Genomic DNA, 19,043 nt, shown 5'->3' on the forward strand with positions numbered 1-19,043 from the left:
CGGCGCTCTGTCAGCCGGCGGCAGGCTGCGGCGGGCGGTGGAACTCCGCCCGCCAGCGGTGCAGACCTGAGGCGTCGGCACGGGAGATGGTTTCCACCCGGACCAGGGTCAGGTCGGGAGCGGTGAAAGAGTCGATATCGGCGCGGGTGAGCGGCCACGGCGGGCCGGTGGTGGCGGGGGTCTGGCTGATGTCGGCGATCACGAGCAGGGTCGCGTCGGGCGCGAGGAGGTCTCGGATACCGGTGATGGCGTGGGTGCGGACGTCCAGGGGCAGGGATTGAACGGTGATCGACTCGATGACCAGGTCGAAGGCGTGGCGCCAGGTCGGCGGCGGGTGGAGGAGGTCGGCAACCTTGTAGGTGACGGGCGAATGCGGGAAACGGGCGCGGGCGCCACGGATCGCGGTGGGGGAGACGTCGAAGGCGGTGGTTCGGATGCCTTGGGAAGCAACGAATTCGGCGTCGATGCCGTATCCGCAGCCGATCACCACGGCCCGCGCTCCCTGGGGCAGGGTGGCGGTGCGGAGCCAGTCGACCAGCAGGGGATTGGGGACGTCGCGATCCCACGGAACCACCGAGGTCCCCGCGGCGGCCTCGGCGTAGAGCGGTTCGAACCATCCGGTCGGATCGTTCGCGGCCAGCGCCTGAGCGGCGAGGCGACGATCGGCGGACGGCTGCGCGTCGGTCATAGGTCCAGTCTTCACCACCGACGGTCGGCTCGTCGCCCGACATTCGGGGACGCGCCCGACGACCGCTGAGCTGGTCGGTTGATCATCAGGCCCAGGTTGCCGGAGATACCGACCAGATCACCACCACCGGAGCCCGATGATCTCGACCTGTCAGGGGATCAACACGACTTTGCCTGTGGTGGCACGGGATTCGAGAGCGTGATGGGCGGTGGCGGCCTCGGCCAAGGGAAATTCGGTCACCGCGGGGCGGAACAAGCCAGTGCCCGCGCCGGCGAGTGCGCGTTCGGACAGGACGCGCAGGTCACCGCCCGCCCGCTGGATCATCGGCGGGCCGAGCACGGTTTCGGAGGTGATGCCGCGCCCGGCGGTGTCCACCTGTGCCGGAGCACCGGCCGACCAGCCGAAGACCAGATGGGCGCCGCCGGGGCCGAGCAGGTCGACGGCGGCTTCGGCGACGGGTCCGCCGACGCCGTCGAACACGACGGTCGCGGCCCGGCCACCCAGCTGGGCGCGCACCTTCGCCGGCCAATCCGGCAGCGTGTAGTCGACCGCGATATCGGCGCCGTTGGCGCGCACCATGGCCACCTTGTCCGGTCCACCCGCGAGCGCGACCACCGTGGCGCCCGCGGCGACGGCGTACTGGACCAGCAGGGTGCCGATCCCGCCGGCGGCCGAGGTCACCACCGCGACGCTGTCGGCATCGAGATCGGTGAACTGGAGAATGCCGAGCGCCGTGCGACCGGTGCCGACCATCGCCACGGCGGCGCTGAAGCTCACGCCGTCCGGAATGGCAAGGAGGCGTTCGGCTTCGGTGACCGCGAGCTCGGCATAGCCACCCGGTGCGGTGCCCAGGTGGGCGACGACACGCGTACCGAGCAGGGCGCGGTCAACGCCGTCGCCGACGCGGTCCACGACTCCGGCGACCTCGCGGCCGGGGACCGTCGGCAGCGCGGGCGCCGGGAACGGGCCCGGCTCACCACGGCGTAACGCGGTATCGACGAGATGGACACCGCAGGCCGCCACCTCGATACGCACCTGACCCGGGCCCGGTGTCGGATCCGGGATCGACTCGTAGCGCAGGTTCTCGGCGGGACCGAACTCGTGGAGCTGAATCGCATGCATGACGTCAGTGTTCAACCTGAACGGTGCTCGAGGTCAAGCGCGACGGGCGGCCCGCGCGGCGAAACCGTCGCAGAGCGCTTCGAGACCGAGGAACAGCAGGTCCTCGGAGGTCAGGTCGCTCACCCCGGCGCCTTCGAGATCGGCCAGCGCCGGCGGGACGGGGAAGGAGGGTTTGCCCTCGAGGAGATCGCGCAGGCCGTTGGTGTCGTCGGTGGCGGTGCGCTTCTCGGCGAGCAGTGCGCCGCCGACCACCGGCAAGCTGGCGCCGGAGATGTAGTTCCAGACGGAGAATCCCATCGTGGTGGCCTCACGGGCGGTCACGCCGAGTTCGCGCAGGCCCTCGACCAGCCATGCCAGGCTGGTCAGGCCCTGCGGGCCGAAGCTGTAGCGGGGGACCGCGAAGGTGAGCAGCACCCAGGGATGCTGCTGATAGAGCTCCCAATCGATCTCCGCGGCGATGCGCACCCGGTCGCGCCACGTCCACCCGCGACCGGCCGGATCGGGGTAGGGGTGCCGGGCGGCGATCTCGTCGGTCATGGCCGCGATGAGTTCGTCCTTGTTCGCCACGTGCCGATACAGCGACATGGTGCCCACATCGAGGCGGTCGGCGATGCGGCGCATCGACACCGCGTCGAGTCCGTCGGCGTCGGCGAGGGAGATCGCGGCGTCGACGATCGCCGTGCGGGTGAGCTTCGTCTCGGTCATCCCATGACTCGCTGTCGTAATACAACCTTCATGCGTACACTGTACCCAGCTCTCGCGTACGGCGTACGCACAACCTCGGAAGGATGTCGGAATGACGAAGCTGGAACCGGCGGTGCCCACCGCAGTCGCCGGTGGACGCCGCGCATGGCTCGGATTGGGCGTGCTGCTGCTGCCGGTGCTGCTGGTGTCGATGGACATCTCGGTGCTCTTTCTGGCCATGCCGACCCTCACGGCCGACCTGGATCCCACCGCGTCGCAACAACTCTGGATCCTCGACATCTACGGGTTCATGCTCGCGGGTCTGCTCATCACCATGGGCAACCTCGGCGACCGGATCGGCCGACGCAACATCCTGCTCGCCGGCGCCGCCATCTTCGGTGTCGCGTCGGTGCTCGCCGCGTTCGCGCCCACCGCGCCGATCCTCATCGCGGCCCGCGTACTCATGGGCATCGGCGGTGCGACGCTGCTGCCGTCGAGCCTGGCGCTGATCTCCACCCTGTTCCCCGACACCCGGCAACGGGCCACCGCGATCGGTATCTGGACCGCGTTCTTCGCCGGTGGTTCGGCGGTCGGGCCGATCATCGGCGGCGTTCTGCTGCACCATTTCTGGTGGGGCTCGGTATTCCTGATCAACATCCCGGTACTGGCGATTCTGCTGATCTTCGGGCCGATCCTGCTGCCCGAACATCGCTCCGCCGCGCTGGGACCGATCGATCTGCCCAGCGTCGCGCTGTCGATCGGCGGCATCCTGCCGTTGATCTACGGCATCAAACACATCGCCGCCGAAGGCCTCGACGCAGTGTCGCTGGTGATCGCCATGATCGGCGTCGGGCTGCTCGTGCTGTTCGTGCGCAGGCAGCGGCATCTCACCGAACCGCTGCTCGACCTGTCGCTGTTCACGCGGCCGCTGTTCCGGGTGGCGATCGGGGCCAGCATGGCCGGCATGATGTCGCTCGCCGCGCTGAGTTACCTGACCAGCATCTACCTGCAGTCGGTCACCGGGCGTGACCCGCTGGCCGCCGCGCTGCTCGGCATTCCGATGGCGATCGCGGTGTTCGTGTGCTCGATGAGCGGCGCGCGGCTCGGGCTGCGGCTCGGCGTGCGGGCGACGTTCACGCTCGCGCTCCTGCTGTCGGCCATCGGCAACCTGATGCTGCTCGGCGTCGGTGTCGACGGCGGTCTCGGCTGGTACATCGCGGGCTCGGTGATCGCCGGTATCGGGTACGGCTTCTCGTTCACCCTGGTGTCGGATGTCGCGGTGTCGGCGGTGCCCGCCGAGCGGGCGGGTTCGGCGGTCGGGATCTCCGAAACGAGTTTCGAACTCGGCAACGCGCTCGGTCTCGCCCTGCTCGGCTCGGTGGCCGCGCTGGTGTTCCGTTCCGGCGGCGACTTCGGCGAGACCCTGGGCGACACCCTCCTGGAGTCCGCCGGCGACGACGGGCTGATCCACGCGGCCCGCGAATCCTTCGTCAGCGGCATGCACGTCGCGACCGCGGGCGGCGCACTGCTGCTGATCGCGATGGCGGTACTGGCCTGGCGCTCGGCTCGCACCGATACGACGACCACCGACGCGCGCTGAATCGCCCGCCGGTCACGACCACCGGGCGGCGTGATCGCCGCCACGGTGTGCCGGGCCGGGCGGCCTCACCGGGCAGACGTCCAGGTTTGTTGCATAGGATCGGCGGATGCGAAACGAGGGTGCGGCGGGACTGGCGACATTGCTCGCCCTGGCCGATTCGCGCCTGCCCATCGGTGGACACGTGCACTCCGGCGGCGTCGAGGAAGCGGTGTCATCGGGGTTGCTGCGCGACAACGCGAGCGTGGAGCTGTATCTGCGGCGCCGGGTATCGACTTCGGGACTGGTCAGCGCGTCGCTGGCCGCCGCAGTGTGCGGCGCAGCGCTCACGCCTGAACGCGCCGAGCTCGAAGCCGACGCCCGCACGCCCTCGCCCGCCGCGCGAGCGGCGTCGCGCGCGCAAGGCCGGGGGCTGCTCCGCCTGGCCAAACAGCTGTGGCCGCACCATGATTGGGCCGCGGTAGGTCCGCGCCCGCATCTGTCGACGGTGTTCGGCATGGTCGGCGCCGCGAGCGGAGCGAGCACCGAACAGCTGGCGGGCGTGGTCGTCTACACGACGCTCACCGGCGCCGCCACCGCCGCGCAACGACTGCTCGCCCTCGATCCCGCCGCCATCGCCGCGAGCACCGTGCGCCTGGCACCGCTGTGCGACCGGATCGCCGCCGAGGCCGCCGTCGGCCTCGCCGCCCTGTCCGATCCACTGCAGGACGCCCTCGCCGAACGCCACCTCCAGCGCGACATGCCATTGTTCGCGTCCTGACCCCGTGATTCCGAGAAGAATGGAGCCCCCATGCCTCCCCATCTGATCGATGGCGAACCGCACGATCACAGCCACGACCGGCCCAAGCGCGACCGCACCGCCGGTGAAGCGCTGCGCATCGGCATCGGTGGCCCCGTCGGCTCCGGCAAGACCGCGCTGGTGGCGGCTCTGTGCAGGCAGCTGCGCGATGAGCTGTCCCTCGCGGTGCTGACCAACGACATCTACACCACCGAGGACGCGGACTTCCTGCGCCGCCACGCCGTGCTGCCCGACGAGCGGATCACCGCCGTGCAGACCGGCGGCTGCCCGCACACCGCCATCCGCGACGACATCACCGCCAACCTCGACGCCATCGACGATCTCGTCGCGGCCAATCCGCCGCTGGACCTGATCCTGGTGGAATCCGGCGGCGACAATCTCACGGCCACCTTCTCGTCGGGCCTGATCGATGTGCAGATCTTCGTCGTCGACGTGGCCGGCGGCGACAAGGTGCCGCGCAAGGGCGGCCCCGGCGTCACCTTCTCCGACCTGCTCGTGGTGAACAAGACCGACCTCGCCCCACTGGTCGGCGCCGACCTCGGTGTGATGGAGCGCGACGCGGCCAAGGTCCGCGACGGCCGCCCCACCGCCCTGGTCTCGCTGACCGACGACCCGGCCGCCACCCCGGTCCTGGCCTGGGTGCGCGAGCAGCTGCGGGTCGCCGCCGAACAGGACGCGGCCACCGGCGTTGCGCACTGAACTGAGCATCGTCGCCGCACCGGGCAGGCTGCCCCGCATCGACGCGGTCGGCGGCCTGGCCGGGCGGCACACCGGTATCGACACCGTGCACCTGATCGGTACCGCGGCGACCCCGCTCGGCGGGGACGAACTCGACATCACCATCGTCGTGCGCCCCGGCGCCCGGCTGGTGGTTCGTTCGGTGGCGGCGACGATCGCCCTACCGGGCGCGGACACCATGATGTCGAACGCGCACTGGCGTTTCGACATCGGCGAAGGCGCCGAACTGGATTTCGATCCGGAACCCACCATCGTGGCCGGTGGCGCACACCATCAGGTGGTGACCACGGTCCAGGTGGCGCCCGACGCGCGGCTGCGGCTGCGGGAACGGGTGCAGGTGGGCCGCAGCGGCGAGGACGGCGGCGGGTGGCGCGGTGATCTGCTGGCCGACCTGGGCGACGTGCCGCTGCTTCGGCACCGGCTCGAGCTCGGAGCGGGTTCGTCGACCGACGATCGGCTGAGCGGGGCCCGTGCGCTCGACAGCGAACTGGTCTACCCGGACCATCGCCCTGCCTGGTCGGGCAGCGTGGACGAGGTTCGGCTGCCGCTGGCCGCGGGCGGCTCGCTCGCCACCCGCACGAGCAGCCGCCTGCGCGCGCTCGCGTTCGCGTCCGGATAGCTGACGAAAAGGCGGTGGGAGCCGGGCAGCAAGAGCCCGACTCCCACCGCTGGGAATTCGATCAAGCGTTGACGAGCTCGGCTTCGCTGTCGGCGGCCTCGGGGACCATCCCCCGCGGCGGCGCGAGGAAACCGCTCGCCGCACCCACCGCCGCACCGATACCGGCGCCGACGACCGTGACGGGGATCGACACGGCCATGTACGCGGCCATGCCGCCCAGGATCGGACCCGCGACCAAACCGATCGGCACGAACGGGATTCCGGCGACGAGCCCCGCCAACGCGCCACCCGTGCTCGCCATCATGGCGAACGGGATCGCGACGGTGGAACCGACCGCGGCGCCCCTGGCCGCCGAACCGAGGGTCTCGGAAGCGATCCGGTCCGAGCGGCTGCGCTCGAGCCCGACCGAGTCGAGGAATGTCGCCAGGTTGGCCTCGGTGTTGGCCGCGGCGTCGTTGATCTGGATCGAGGTGTCCACCGGCACGAAGTCCGGCACCGGAACCTGCTGGTCACCGAAGCGGAACTGGCCCGGCGGTGGCAGGATCGGCGGCACCGGCGCGACCGCGGTCGGTGCGTGCAGCGGTCCCACCGGGGACAGGTAATCCATTTCCGGCCCCGTCCGCGACCACTGCAGCGAGCTGCGGGTGTTCGCGGGCATCGGCTGCCCCACGTAAGGGGTGGCGTTGGGCGCCACCGCGTCGAACTCCGGTCCGGGCTGATGCTCGGGCTGGGTCACCGCCGCTTGCGCGGGATCGGCATTCGCGGTGCCCGTGCCGATCAGGGCCATGACCAGGGGTACCGCTCCGGCTGCGACGACCGAACCTACCTTCTGTCGCTGCAAGTTCGGCGCCCTGTGTTTCCCCGTCGCCATAGATCACCTTTCATCCTGGGGATTGGTCACACATATGACCTCCGACATTCGGACCGGCGCCCGACTCGGATGGGTCCGAAACGTCGGCAACCCGCAACAGCGGTCCGTGGAAAGGCAACTGGCACGCGAAAGGCCGGGTGGTTCGACGGAACCACCCGGCCTGCGTAGAGCTGTGTCAGCCGATCTTGCGCTGCTCCGCGGTGAGCGGTTCGGCGGTGGCAGGCGGCGCGCCCACGTCGGCCGCGAGTTCCTTGGCCTCCGCCTGATCGGCGTTGACCTCCTCGATCGCGAGCCGCGCGAAGATCCACTGCTCGGTCGCCGCCATCTGACCGCGGTTGCGGCCGAGGAACGACACGAACCAGCCGATCACCGTGACGATTCGGCTGCGGTAGCCGACCAGGTAGTACAGGTGTAGGGCCAGCCAGGCGAGCCAGGCGAGGAACCCGCTGAACTCGAGCTTGCCGATCTGGCAGACGGCGTCGAACCGCGAGATCGTGGCCATCGAGCCCTTGTTGAAGTACTTGAACGGCTTGCGCTCCTCCGGCGTCTGACCGTGCAGCCCGGCCTTGATCGCCTTGGCCGCGTAGGTCGAACCCTGGATGGCTCCCTGTGCCTGCCCCGGCACGCCGGGCACCGACATCAGGTCGCCGACCACGAACACGTTCGGATGACCCTTGACGGTGAGGTCGGGCTCCACGATGACGCGCCCCGCCCGGTCGACCTCGGTGCCCTCGGATCGCTCGGCGATCATCTTGCCCAGCGGGCTGGCCTGCACGCCCGCCGACCACACCTTGCACACGGCCTCGATGCGCCGCGTGCTGCCGTCGGCGTCCTTGACGATCACGCCGTGCGCGTCGACATCGGTCACCATGGCGTTGAGCTGGATCTCCACACCCATCTTCTCGAGCCGCTTGGCCGCCTTGGCGCCCAGCTTGGGACCCATCGGGCCGAGCACCGCGCCGGCGCCCTCGAGCAGGATGACGCGCGCGTCGCGGGGGTCGATGGTGCGGAAGGTGCCGTCGAGGGTGCGGTCGGCGAGCTCGGCGATCTGCCCCGCCAGCTCCACCCCGGTCGGGCCCGCGCCGACGACGATGAACGTCATCAGCCGGTCGCGCTCTTCCTGGGTGGTGGCCAGCTCCGCCTGTTCGAAGGAGCCGAGGATGCGCGCCCGCAACTCGAGCGCGTCGTCGATGGTCTTCATGCCGGGCGCGTAGGTGGCGAAGTGGTCGTTGCCGAAGTACGACTGCTGGGCGCCGGTGGCGACGATCAGGCTGTCGTAGGTGGTTTCGGTGTCGCGGTTGAGTAGTCGCGAGGTGACTTTCTTGTTCGCCAGGTCCACGTCGACGACGTCGCCGAGCAGCACCTGCGCGTTCTTCTGCTTGCGCAGCACCAGCCGCGTGGCCGGGGCGATCTCGCCGGTCGAGAGGATGCCGGTGGCCACCTGGTACAGCAGCGGCTGGAACAGGTGGGTCGACGTCTTGGAGATGAGCGTGACGTCGACATCGGCTCGGCGCAGATGCCGGGTGCCGAACAAACCGCCGAACCCGGAACCGATCACCACTACGTGGTGCCGCTTCCCGACAGACTCAGTGCTCATCGTCGCGCTCCTCGACAGACTGGGGTGGGCCCCGCGGTGGTGGTGACAGGGTTAACCGTAGTCGGCTCCGGTTGTGACGTCGCAACAAGAACCCGATAGCGGCGTGTGACGCGGTATCTCATCGAACGACAAGATCGACGATACGGGATGCGCCGAGTCAGCGACCTGCGAGAAGGATCTCGGCGACCCGGGTGTCGGTCTCGGCGCCGTCGGTGTATCCGCCTGCTCCGCCGAGCGCGTTCATGATCGACAGCGTGTACCGCTCACCGGCGCCCGCGACGCCGACCGAGTTGACCACCCAGCCGTCGGCCTCGGCCGACCAGCCGTTCTTCAGGCCGGGCCGCATCGACGCACCCGCGCCCCACACGCCCCAGTGCTGATTGGAGTCGACCGAGCGCATCCGGTCGAGCAGGTAGGCGAGATCGTCGGGGTGCATGGTGTCGAGGATGGTGTTCATCAGCCGATCCAGGTCGGCGGCCGTGCACTTCTGGAACGACCAGTCCGGGAACAGGGCGGTCGTGGTCGGCTGCGGGATCAGGCTGACCATGCCGTAGGCGCGGAACGCGTTGTTGTAGGCCATCCGGTCGAAGCCGATGTACTTCTGCCACAGCACATCGGTGGCGTGGTCGTTGGAGGTGGCCAGCATCGCCTCGATGTTGAAGCGGTCCTCGGGGGACAGGCCGATGGCGCCGACGCGGGCCCGGTTGAGCAGGTCGGCGGCGATGGCCAGCTTGATCGTGGACGCGGTCCAGACCTGGTTCTCGGCGTGTTCGTTGGCGTAGATGCCACCGGTCTTGCGGTCGCGCAGCACGTAGCCGACCACACCGGGGCGGCCGACGAGATAGGCGTCGGCCCGGGCGATCCGGGAGCTCAGGTCGGCGTCGAATCCAGGCACCGACACCTGGGTCAGCGCGGGCGGCGCGGCATGGGCCGGACCGGTGAGGACAGGGACGCCCGGAGTGAGGGCGGCCGCGGCGGCGAGGAGGCAGGCAGTTGCTGCGACTCGGGAAACGACACGGGTGGAGGGGGAACGGTCACGCACGATGGACCACACTCGCACACCGGACGCCGCAATGCACTACTTCACCCCAAATCCGGCATCAGGCGCGACAACCCCGCCGAGACGCACGCTGTCCGTCGCTCAGGGTTGTTGCGGCACAGCGCAATTGCTGTCAGTGATGCGCGGCGTGCGGAGTGGCGATGGTGCAGCCGTTGAGGCGGTGGCAGTGCTCGAAGGCTTCGCCGTGCCGGTCCAGTGGCCACGAATGCAGTACCTGATCAGGCCCGTAGCGCCGGGAATTGATCAGCTCCCAGCGCGCGCCCACTCGGCGGACGATGAAGCCGCCACCGGGAACCAGGGGAAACACCTGCGCGATCATGAAACGAAACCAGCCTTTCGCCCGCGGCCGTACTGTCCCACCCGAACCGCCACGATCCCACGCCCGGCGTCGAGGGTGCCGCAGGCGGGGCCGGGACGTCTTGCGGTGTGGCGTATTTCACTAGCCCGGTGCAGTGGTGGTGGCGGGGCCGCGCGATTGCGGGTCGGTCGCTGGGCGTATAAACAACGGATGCCGTTGCACCTCCATCGCGCCGAACGCGCCGACGCGCTGGCCGACGGACTGGGGCGTTTGCTGGGTGATGTTCCCGCCGATCCTTTCGCCACGGAAGTGGTCGCGGTGCCGGCCAAGGGGGTGGAGCGCTGGCTGGCGCAACGGTTGTCGGGCGTGCTCGGAGTCGTCGGCGCCGAGGCCCGCGACGGGGTGGCCGCCAATATCGCGTTTCCCGCGCCCGCGGCGATGGTGGCCGAGGTGCTGGCCGGTGCGAGTGGGGTCGCGCCCGCCGACGATCCGTGGGCGGGTCAGCGGCTGGTGTGGACGCTGCTGCGGGTGATCGACGAGGTCGCCGACCAGCCGTGGGCCGCCGTCCTTGCTCGGCATCTCGGCCTGCCCGGTACGGATCACCGTCTCGGCAGGCGCTACTCCACGGCCGCCCACCTCGCGGCCCTCTTCGACTCCTATACCGCGCAACGCCCGCAGGTCCTGCTCGACTGGGCGGCGGGCGCGGACACCGACGGCGCGGGCGGGCCGGTGCCCGACGACCTCGCCTGGCAACCGCGGTTGTGGCGCGCCCTGCGCAGCGCCGTGGGCGTCCCGAGCCCGGCCGAACGGCTCGCCGATGCCTGCGCCCACCTGCGCGCCGAACCCGCCTCGATCGACCTGCCCGAGCGGCTCTCCCTGTTCGGGCTCACCCGTCTGCCCGCCGATCAGCTGGCCGTGGTCACCGCTCTCGCCGCCCACCGCGAAGTTCACCTCTGGTCGGCGCACCCGAGTCCGGCGATGTGGGCCGCGCTCGGCCGGGTAGCCGTCGGCATCGCGGTGAACGAGGACGCGTCCGTACTCGCGGAGGGTCGACTCGGCGAACGGGCTGTCGGGGGCGACGGCACGGCCGACCCGGGCGGCAACGCCGTCGGCGCTGATCGCCGCGCGAACGACGCGGCCGTCCGTCCACGCGCGGACGACCACACCGCGGATCTGGTGTCCCACCCGCTGCTCTCGGGGCTGGCCCGGGATGTGCGGGAATTGGAGCAGCGCCTGAACCCGGTGCTGGACAGCGATATTCACCTCGCCGGTGCGACGGCCGCGCCCACCCTGCTCGGTGCCTTGCAGACCGCTGTTCGCGCGGACCGCGTCCCCGAGATCGGGGCGGTGCCCGACGGCAGCGTCGAGATCCACGCGTGTCACGGCCCGGCGCGGCAGGTGGAAGTGCTGCGGGATCTGCTGCTGAGCACGTTCGCGGCCGATCCGGCGCTCGAGCCGCGTGACGTGCTGATCATGTGCCCGGACGTGGAGGCGTTCGCGCCGCTGGTGCGCGCGGCATTCGGTCAGCGCGGGTCCGGGGTGGATCTGCCGATCGACGGCGAACACCCGGCGCATCAGTTGCGGGTGCGGCTCGCCGATCGCGGGCGGGCGGTGACCAACCCGATGCTGGCGGTGGTGATCGAACTGCTCGAACTGGCCGACGGACGCGTCACGGTGACGCAGGTGCTCGACCTGGCGGCGAGCGAAACCGTCCGCCGCCGTTGCGGTTTCGACGACGACGACATCGAACGGCTGCGCGAGTGGGCGGCCGAATCGGGCGCGCGATGGGGGATCGGGCAGCGTCAACGCGAGGCGTTCGGGCTGGCCGATTTCGCCCAGAACACCCTCAACGCCGCCGTGGACCGCATCCTGCTCGGTGTCACCGCCGACGAATCCGGGGACGACTGGCTCGATCTGGCGTTGCCGCTCGACGATGTCGACTCCAACGACGTCGACCTCGCCGGCCGCTTCGCCGAGTTCATCGACCGCCTCGCGGTGTGCCTGCGCGACCTGCGCGGCCCGCGCCCCGCCGCCGAATGGACCGCGGTGCTGCTGCGCGCGGTCGAGCTGCTCACCGACGTGCCCGACGCGCACGCCTGGATCCGCACCGAAGCGCGCCGCGAGATCGTGGCCGCCACCGAACACGCGGGCGACACCCCGCTGCGCCTCGCCGACGTGGCGGTCCTGCTGACCAGCCGCCTGGCGGGCGGCCCCGGCCGCGCGAACTTCCGCACCGGCGAACTCACCGTGTGCACGCTCGTGCCGATGCGGTCGGTGCCCCACCGTGTGGTGGTACTGCTCGGCCTCGACGACGACGTCTTCCCGCGTCCGGGCAGCGTCGACGGTGACGATCTGCTGGCCCGGAACCCGCTGGTCGGCGAACGCGATGCGCGCAGCGAAGACCGGCAACTCCTCCTCGACGCCGTCATGGCCGCGGGGGACAGGCTGCTGATCCTGCACACCGGTGCGGACCCGGTCACCGGCGCCGCTCGTCCGCCCGCTGTTCCCGTCGCCGAGCTGCTCGACGTGCTCGCCACCCATGTGGGTCCGGCGGCCATGGACGCCGTCCACGTTCGCCATCCCCTGCAGGCTTTCGACCGGCGCAATTTCGCCCCCGAGAAGCCACGCAGCTTCGACACCGTCGCCTTGGCCGGTGCCCGCGCCGCCGCGCGCCCGTCCCGGCCGCGTCCACCGCTGCTCACGGCGGCGCTGCCACCTGCTGCCGTCGCGGATGTCGCACTGACGGAACTGATCTCGTTCGCCGAACACCCGGTGCGCGCGTTCCTGTGGCAGCGGCTCGGCCTGCGGGTCCCCGAGGAATCCGAGGACATCGCCGATCAGCTCCCGATCGAACTCGACGGCCTGGCCAAATGGGACCTCGGCGAACGCATGCTGACGGCTCGCCTCACCGGCGCCGACCCGGCCGGGCTGCGCGCCGCCGAATGGCGCCGGGGAACTTTGCCCCCCTTCGGTTTCGGGGCCAGGGTGCTAGACGAAGTGGAGGGCACCGTCGACACTCTCGTGCGGACCGCGCTGCCCGACTACGAGGCGCCGCCGCGCGCCGTCGACATCGCCGTCGACCTCGGCAACGGCCGCACCCTCGCGGGCACCGTGCCCGAGGTTCGCGGCGAAACGCTGGTGCGCACCACCTACTCGCGGCTCGCGCCGAAACACCGGCTCGCGTCCTGGGTGTCGCTGCTGGCCCTCGCCGCCACCGAAGACCGCTCGTGGCAGGCGATCAGCACCGGGCGGGGGCAATTCCGCAGCAGGCCGGTGGCCAGATCGGTGATCACCGCACCCGAAGCGCCTGCCGCGCTGGCGATCCTGCGTGATCTGGTCCGGTTGCGCGACGAGGGGCTGTGCGAACCGCTGCCCTGCGCGCCCGCCGCCACCGCGGCCTACGCCGAGCGACGCTTCCGCGGTGACAGCGTCGCCGACGCCCTGCTCGCCGCCGAACACGCCTTCGACGGCGGGCCCAACGGCCCCGACAAATTCGGCGACCACACCGACCGGTACCTGCGCTATGTCTGGGGCCGCGCACCCCGATTCGCCGGTCTCGCCACCGAAACCAGCCGGCCGGGCGAGCCGGAGAGCACCCACTTCGGTGCGCTCGCGCGCCGCTGGTGGGCGCCGCTGCTCGCCGCCGAAAGTCAGGGACAGCCGTGACGGGAACCGTCTCGGCGCCGACCGCCTTCGATGCCACCGGTCCACTGCCGCAGGGCACCACGGTGCTCGAGGCCAGCGCGGGCACCGGCAAAACGCACGCGATCGTCGGGCTCGCGGTGCGCTATGTCGCCGAGGCGGGCATCGCGATCACCGAACTGCTCCTCGTCACGTTCAGCCGCGCCGCCACCCAGGAATTGCGCGAGCGCACCAGGGACCGTTTCGTCACGGTGGCGACCGCCCTGGCGGAGCCCGATACCGCACGGCACCATCAGGACGAGCTCGTCCGCGCGATGGCCGACGCCGACCCCGCCACGGTGCGCTTGCGCAGGCACCGATTGCTCACCGCCCTGGCCGATTTCGACGCGGGCACGATCGCGACCACCCACTCGTTCTGCCAGCGGATGCTCGACGAACTCGGCCTGGCCGGCGAACACGATCCCGGCGCTCGGCTGGTCGAATCGGTGGACGAACTCGTCGGCACCGTCGCCGACGACCTGTATCTGGCCCGCTACGCCCGCGACCGCGCCCCGTTCACCCTGCGCGATGCCCACACCCTGGCACTGGCGGCGGTTCACGACCGGCATGCCGACCTCGCGCCACGCACCGACGGCGCGGCGGGGGAGCGGGTCGCCTTCGCGAGCGCCGTGCGCGCCGAGACCGAACGCCGCAAACGCCGTGCGGGACTGCGTGATTTCGACGATCTGCTGGTCCTGCTGCACGATGTGCTGGCCGACGCCGAACACGGGCCGCGCGCCCGCGCCCGGATCAGGCAGCGCTACCGGGTCGCGCTGGTCGACGAGTTCCAGGACACCGATCCGTTGCAGTGGGACATTTTGCGCCTGGCCTTCCATCAACACGCCACCCTCGTCCTGGTCGGCGACCCGAAACAGGCCATCTACGCCTTCCGCGGCGCCGAAGTGCTCAGCTACCTCGACGCCGTGGCGCTGGCCGATCGACGCAGCGAGCTCACCCGCAACTGGCGCAGCGACGCCGGACTGCTGCGCGCCATCGACCATCTGTGTGGCGGTGCGGAATTGGGTCATCCCGAGATCAGCGTCTACCCGGTCACGCCGACGCGCCCGACGACCCGCCTGCACGGTGAGCCGGACGTCATCAGCCCGCTGCGACTCCGGGTGCTCCCACGGACCGGGGCCGGTCCGCGCAATCGGTCGGGGTTCCCGTCGGTGGGCAGGCAGCGGGCCAAGGTCGCCGACGACCTGGCCGCCGATATCGTCACCCTGCTCGAATCCGGTACCACCATCGACGCCAAACCTCTACGCGGCGGGGATCATTCGCTCAGCGAGGTCGGCGACGGCCGGGTGCGCAGACCGATCGGGCCGGGCGATATCGCGGTACTGGTGCGCACCCGATCCCAGATCGATGTGGTGCGTGCGGCTCTGGACCGGGTCGGGGTCGCCTCCGTTCTCGCCGGTGGCACCAGCGTCTTCGCGACCGTCGCCGCGACCGATTGGCTGTGGGTGCTGCGGGCCCTGGAACAACCGCATCGCGGCGACCGGGTGCGGCTGGCCGCGTGCACACCGATCCTCGGTGTGACCGCCGCCGAGATCGACTCGGGCGGTGCGGATCTCGTCGGCCGGGTGTCGACCCAGTTGCGTGACGCCGCGCGCTTGTTCGCGCGCGCCGGATTCGCCGCCGTGTTCGACAAGCTCGCCACCGAGACCGACCTCGCGCCCCGCCTGCTGGCGGTGGACAACGGCGAACGCGAACTCACCGACCTGCGCCACATCGCGCAGCTGCTCGACGAGGTGGCACTGGCCGAGGGGCTCGGCCTGACCGCGCTCACCCGCTGGCTCGCCGACCGCGTGCGCGAGCCGGAGGCCGGTAGCGTCAGCGGCCGCAGCCGCCGCCTCGATCGGGACGCGGCGGCCGTGCAGATCGCCACCGTGCACGCCAGCAAAGGCCTCGAATTCCCGATCGTCTACCTGCCTTTCACCTGGGACAGCGCCAAGAATCCGTATCCGGCGACGCTGCTGTTCCACGACGACAACGGCACCAGGGTGCTCGATATCGGCGGCAAGGAGGCGCCCGGGTACGGCGAGCGCCAGTTGCGGTGTGAGGCCGAGGAATCGGGGGAGGAACTGCGGCTGCTGTATGTGGCGCTGACCCGGGCGATGTGCCAGATCGTCGCGTGGTGGGCGCCCGCGGTGACCACCGGCGCCGCGCCGCTGCACCGGATGATGCTGGGTCGGCGCCCGGGATCGGCGCAGGTACCGCGCCGGGCCGAGATTCCCGCCGACACCGCTGCGGCGCAACGGATTTCCGAATGGGCCGCGTCCGCATCGGAGGTGATCTCGGTGACCGTGGTCGACCGTCCCGAGGATGTGGCGCCCCGGCGGGTGCGCACCGAGCTGCCGACCGGCGAGCTGGCGGCCGCGGGGTTCACCCGCGCGCTCGACCAGCAGTGGCGGCGCACGTCGTATTCGGCGCTCACCGCAGGCGCGCACGACGCACCTGGCGTGGCCGACGAGGAACCCGAGGACGGCCCGGGCCCGGACGACGAGCCGACCGAGGCGCCGGTCGACGCCCTGACCGGAAGCACGGCCGACCCGTCGTTGATGAACGACCTGCCCTATGGTGCCGAGTTCGGCACGCTGGTCCACGGCGTTCTCGAAACGGTCGACACCTCGGTGCCCGATCTCGCTGCCGAGGTCCACCAGCGCTGTGTCGAAGCGGTCGAGCACACGATGGCCGAGCTCGATGTCGACCTGCTCTCGACCGCGCTGCTCGAAGTTCTGCGCACCCCGGCCGATTTCGGATCCCTGGCCGAGATCGCGACCCGTGACCGGCTCAACGAACTGGAATTCGAGCTCCCGCTCGGCGGTGGTGATTCACCCGGACCGCGCTCGGCCGGGATGCACGCCATCGCCGCGCTGCTGCGTACCCACCTGCCCGCCGACGACGACCTCGCCGGCTACGCCGATCATGTTGCCGCACTGTCGGATACGGTGCTGCGCGGCTATCTCACCGGCAGTATCGACGCGGTGCTGCGGGTGCCCGACGAGACAGGTGAGCTGCGCTATCTGATCGTCGACTACAAGACCAACCGGCTCGGGACCGGCGACCTCACCGTCGAGCACTATCGCCGCGACCACATGGTCGCGGAGATGATCCGCTCGCACTATCCGCTGCAAGCGCTGCTGTATGCCGTGGCGCTGCACCGGTATCTGCGCTGGCGGCTGCCCGGTTACGACCCCGCTCGCCATCTCGGCGGCGCCCGATACCTGTTCGTGCGGGGCATGATCGGCGCGGCGACCCCACCGGGACACGGTGTCTTCGATTGGCATCCTTCGGCGGAACTCGTCGTCGCGCTGTCGGACCTACTGGCGGGGCGATCATGACATCTATCCAGGTGGCGCAGCGGGGGACCGGGTTGTTGCGGGTCTTCAACGAGGCGGGGGTCCTGTCGGCGGCGGACGTGCACGTGGCGGTGCGGTTGGGTCGCATGGGGCGCGAGGACAGCGAGGACGTGTTGTTCGCGGCGGCGCTGGCCGTGCGCGCGGTGCGCTCGGGATCGGTGTGTCTCGAGTTGGCCCGGATGCGCGAGATCGGCATCGATGCCGACGAAACCCGCGACAGCGTCACGGGAATCGACCCCGCGACCCTGCCCTGGCCGGACACCGACCGGGTGCTCACGGCCCTGCGGCGCAGTCCGCTGATCTGCGGTGGTCAGTCCGGTCCGCTGCGCCCGTTGCGGATTGTCGAAGCCGACGCCGAGGGTGGCGCGCTGCTCTACCTCGACCGGTACTACCAGCAGGAGCAGACCCTGCGACGAGTGCTCACCGAACGCAGCTCCGACCACCCCGCGATCGAGACCGAACTGGTGCGCGCACAACTGGATCGGCTTTTCGCCGACCCGCTCGGCGAGGGCCCCGACCGGCAGCGTCTGGCCGCTGCCCTGGCCGCGACCCACTGGACCACCGTCGTCGCCGGTGGCCCCGGCACCGGCAAAACCCACACCATCGCCCGGATCCTGGCCCTGCTCACCGCCCATCGCGCCGCCTCGCCGAAACTGCCCGCCTTGCGGATCGCGCTCGCCGCACCCACGGGCAAAGCGGCGGCCCGCCTGCAGGAAGCGGTGCGCGAACAAGCCGCCGTCCTCGGCCTGCCCGAACTCACCGCCTCGACCCTGCATCGCCTCCTGGGCTGGCAACGCGGACGCACCACCCGATTCCGCCACCACGAGCACAACCGTCTGCCCTACGACGTGGTCGTGGTCGACGAGACCTCGATGGTGTCGCTGACGATGATGAGCCACCTGTTCTCCGCGCTGCGCCCGGATACTCGCCTCGTGCTCGTCGGCGACCCCGACCAGCTCGCCTCGGTCGACGCCGGTGCCGTGCTGGCCGACCTCGTGGCCGGGCCGGTGAGCGGCGCGCCCAATCCCGCGCTGCGCGAGGTGCTCGGCCCCGATGTCGACGCGGTACCCGGGACTTCCGAAGGATCGCCGGTCGATCCACCAGCGACGCAGGCGCACTCGCTGACGGCTCTCGAGCAGCGGCGGTTGCAGGGCGGGATCGTCCGATTGACCAGGGGGCGCCGATTCGGCGGCCACATCGCCGATTTGGCGGTCGCCGTTCGCGCGGGTGACGCCGATGCGGCGCTGGCGATTCTGCGCGCGGGCGGTGACGACGTGTCGCTGTGTGGCCCCGACGATGTTCGCGCGGTGCGGGCGGATGTGACGACCGCTGCTCTCGCCGTCACGGCCGCCGCCGAAACCGGCGACGCGATCGGCGCACTGACCGCCCTCGAGTCGCATCGCCTGCTCTGCGCCCACCGCCAGGGCCCGTTCGGCGTGGAACGCTGGGACCGCATGGCGGCCGAGTGGGCGGCGGCAGGCGGCGCGGGACCCGAAGGGCCGCAATCGGTCTGGTACCCCGGCCAGCCGCTGCTGGTCACCGCCAACGACCACGAAGCCCGCATCTACAACGGTGACACCGGCGTCATCATCCGCCGCCCCGACGGCTCACTGCGCGCCGCGCTCCAGCGCGGCAGCGAGCCCTACCTGGTTCACCCGACTCAATTCCCGGCGGTGGTCACGGTTTTCGCCATGACCATCCATCGCAGCCAGGGCAGTCAGTACGACACCGTCTCGGTCGTGCTGCCCGAACCCGAATCCACGCTGCTCACCAGGGAACTCCTCTACACAGCCATCACCAGGGCGCGTTCCCACGTCCGCGTCATCGGCACCGAAGACGCCATCCGCGCCGCGATCGGCCGCCGTGTCCTGCGAGCCAGCGGATTGTCCAGAACTGTTGCGCCGCAGGGGTAGTGAGTGATGACGCG

14 protein-coding genes are annotated in these 19,043 nt (G+C 70.7%); 7 read left to right on the top strand and 7 right to left on the bottom strand.

What is annotated here, in order from left to right; all coding sequences use genetic code 11:
* Positions 1 to 10 precede the first annotated feature (10 nt).
* The 3 genes from ACFTS5_RS04235 to ACFTS5_RS04245 form a co-directional block, all read right to left on the bottom strand.
* On the bottom strand, positions 11 to 688 hold the full coding sequence (locus tag ACFTS5_RS04235; protein ID WP_378627265.1) for a class I SAM-dependent methyltransferase: 678 nt from the start codon (positions 686 to 688) through the stop codon (positions 11 to 13).
* Between the two features lie 150 nt (positions 689 to 838).
* Complete coding sequence (locus ACFTS5_RS04240) at positions 839 to 1,810, bottom strand: zinc-binding dehydrogenase (protein WP_378627267.1); 972 nt, start codon at positions 1,808 to 1,810, stop codon at positions 839 to 841.
* A 33-nt stretch (positions 1,811 to 1,843) separates the two neighbouring features.
* Positions 1,844 to 2,515: a TetR/AcrR family transcriptional regulator gene (locus ACFTS5_RS04245; protein ID WP_378627269.1), complete on the bottom strand. Its 672-nt coding sequence runs from the start codon at positions 2,513 to 2,515 to the stop codon at positions 1,844 to 1,846.
* A gap of 91 nt (positions 2,516 to 2,606) precedes the next feature.
* On the opposite strand from ACFTS5_RS04245, the gene ACFTS5_RS04250 reads away from it, so the two are divergent.
* From ACFTS5_RS04250 to ACFTS5_RS04265, 4 genes are all read left to right on the top strand, one after another.
* Entirely contained in the window at positions 2,607 to 4,094 is a 1,488-nt protein-coding gene (locus ACFTS5_RS04250) for an MFS transporter (RefSeq protein WP_378627271.1), read from the top strand.
* A gap of 106 nt (positions 4,095 to 4,200) precedes the next feature.
* The gene (locus ACFTS5_RS04255; RefSeq protein WP_378627273.1) at positions 4,201 to 4,851 is read left to right on the top strand and encodes an urease accessory protein UreF; all 651 of its coding nucleotides are present in this window, start codon (positions 4,201 to 4,203) and stop codon (positions 4,849 to 4,851) included.
* 30 nt (positions 4,852 to 4,881) lie between these two features.
* Positions 4,882 to 5,589: an urease accessory protein UreG gene (ureG, locus tag ACFTS5_RS04260; protein ID WP_378627274.1), complete on the top strand. Its 708-nt coding sequence runs from the start codon at positions 4,882 to 4,884 to the stop codon at positions 5,587 to 5,589.
* A complete protein-coding gene (locus ACFTS5_RS04265; protein WP_378627275.1) occupies positions 5,579 to 6,247 on the top strand; it encodes an urease accessory protein UreD in 669 nt (222 codons plus the stop codon). Before ureG ends, ACFTS5_RS04265 begins: the two co-directional genes overlap by 11 nt.
* A 61-nt stretch (positions 6,248 to 6,308) precedes the next feature.
* Here the strand turns inward: ACFTS5_RS04265 and ACFTS5_RS04270 are convergent, their stop codons facing one another.
* From ACFTS5_RS04270 to ACFTS5_RS04285, 4 genes are all read right to left on the bottom strand, one after another.
* Positions 6,309 to 7,088, bottom strand: coding sequence for a hypothetical protein (locus ACFTS5_RS04270; protein ID WP_378627276.1), 780 nt, complete (start codon positions 7,086 to 7,088; stop codon positions 6,309 to 6,311).
* Positions 7,089 to 7,293: 205 nt separating this feature from the next.
* Positions 7,294 to 8,715, bottom strand: a complete 1,422-nt coding sequence (locus ACFTS5_RS04275) for an NAD(P)/FAD-dependent oxidoreductase (protein ID WP_378627277.1) — start codon at positions 8,713 to 8,715, stop codon at positions 7,294 to 7,296.
* Positions 8,716 to 8,872: 157 nt separating this feature from the next.
* Entirely contained in the window at positions 8,873 to 9,757 is an 885-nt protein-coding gene (locus ACFTS5_RS04280; RefSeq protein WP_378627279.1) for a tat pathway signal sequence, read from the bottom strand.
* 130 nt (positions 9,758 to 9,887) lie between these two features.
* Positions 9,888 to 10,094, bottom strand: a complete 207-nt coding sequence (locus ACFTS5_RS04285) for a hypothetical protein (RefSeq protein ID WP_378627280.1) — start codon at positions 10,092 to 10,094, stop codon at positions 9,888 to 9,890.
* 189 nt (positions 10,095 to 10,283) lie between these two features.
* Here ACFTS5_RS04285 and recC point away from each other — a divergent pair, with 189 nt between their 5' ends.
* Genes recC through recD form a run of 3 tightly spaced genes read left to right on the top strand, consistent with a single transcriptional unit; the run spans position 10,284 to position 19,029 of the window.
* Positions 10,284 to 13,739: an exodeoxyribonuclease V subunit gamma gene (gene recC, locus ACFTS5_RS04290; protein WP_378627282.1), complete on the top strand. Its 3,456-nt coding sequence runs from the start codon at positions 10,284 to 10,286 to the stop codon at positions 13,737 to 13,739.
* Positions 13,736 to 17,098 (top strand): UvrD-helicase domain-containing protein, encoded by a 3,363-nt coding sequence (locus ACFTS5_RS04295; protein WP_378627283.1) that lies wholly within the window; start codon positions 13,736 to 13,738, stop codon positions 17,096 to 17,098. Before recC ends, ACFTS5_RS04295 begins: the two co-directional genes overlap by 4 nt.
* The gene (gene recD, locus ACFTS5_RS04300) at positions 17,095 to 19,029 is read left to right on the top strand and encodes an exodeoxyribonuclease V subunit alpha (RefSeq protein ID WP_378627285.1); all 1,935 of its coding nucleotides are present in this window, start codon (positions 17,095 to 17,097) and stop codon (positions 19,027 to 19,029) included. The genes ACFTS5_RS04295 and recD overlap by 4 nt, the downstream gene beginning before the upstream one ends.
* Positions 19,030 to 19,043: the final 14 nt, after the last annotated feature.

Source organism: Nocardia sp. NPDC056952 (genome assembly GCF_042674185.1).
Lineage (GTDB): Bacteria > Actinomycetota > Actinomycetes > Mycobacteriales > Mycobacteriaceae > Nocardia.

Coding starts and splice junctions, on each gene's coding strand:
- recD (WP_378627285.1), top strand. CDS start 17,095: ATGACATCTATCCAGGTGGCGCAGCGGGGGACCGGGTTGTTGCGGGTC.
- ACFTS5_RS04275 (WP_378627277.1), bottom strand. CDS start 8,715: ATGAGCACTGAGTCTGTCGGGAAGCGGCACCACGTAGTGGTGATCGGT.
- ACFTS5_RS04235 (WP_378627265.1), bottom strand. CDS start 688: ATGACCGACGCGCAGCCGTCCGCCGATCGTCGCCTCGCCGCTCAGGCG.
- ACFTS5_RS04250 (WP_378627271.1), top strand. CDS start 2,607: ATGACGAAGCTGGAACCGGCGGTGCCCACCGCAGTCGCCGGTGGACGC.
- ureG (WP_378627274.1), top strand. CDS start 4,882: ATGCCTCCCCATCTGATCGATGGCGAACCGCACGATCACAGCCACGAC.
- ACFTS5_RS04285 (WP_378627280.1), bottom strand. CDS start 10,094: ATGATCGCGCAGGTGTTTCCCCTGGTTCCCGGTGGCGGCTTCATCGTC.
- recC (WP_378627282.1), top strand. CDS start 10,284: ATGCCGTTGCACCTCCATCGCGCCGAACGCGCCGACGCGCTGGCCGAC.
- ACFTS5_RS04255 (WP_378627273.1), top strand. CDS start 4,201: ATGCGAAACGAGGGTGCGGCGGGACTGGCGACATTGCTCGCCCTGGCC.
- ACFTS5_RS04240 (WP_378627267.1), bottom strand. CDS start 1,810: ATGCATGCGATTCAGCTCCACGAGTTCGGTCCCGCCGAGAACCTGCGC.
- ACFTS5_RS04245 (WP_378627269.1), bottom strand. CDS start 2,515: ATGACCGAGACGAAGCTCACCCGCACGGCGATCGTCGACGCCGCGATC.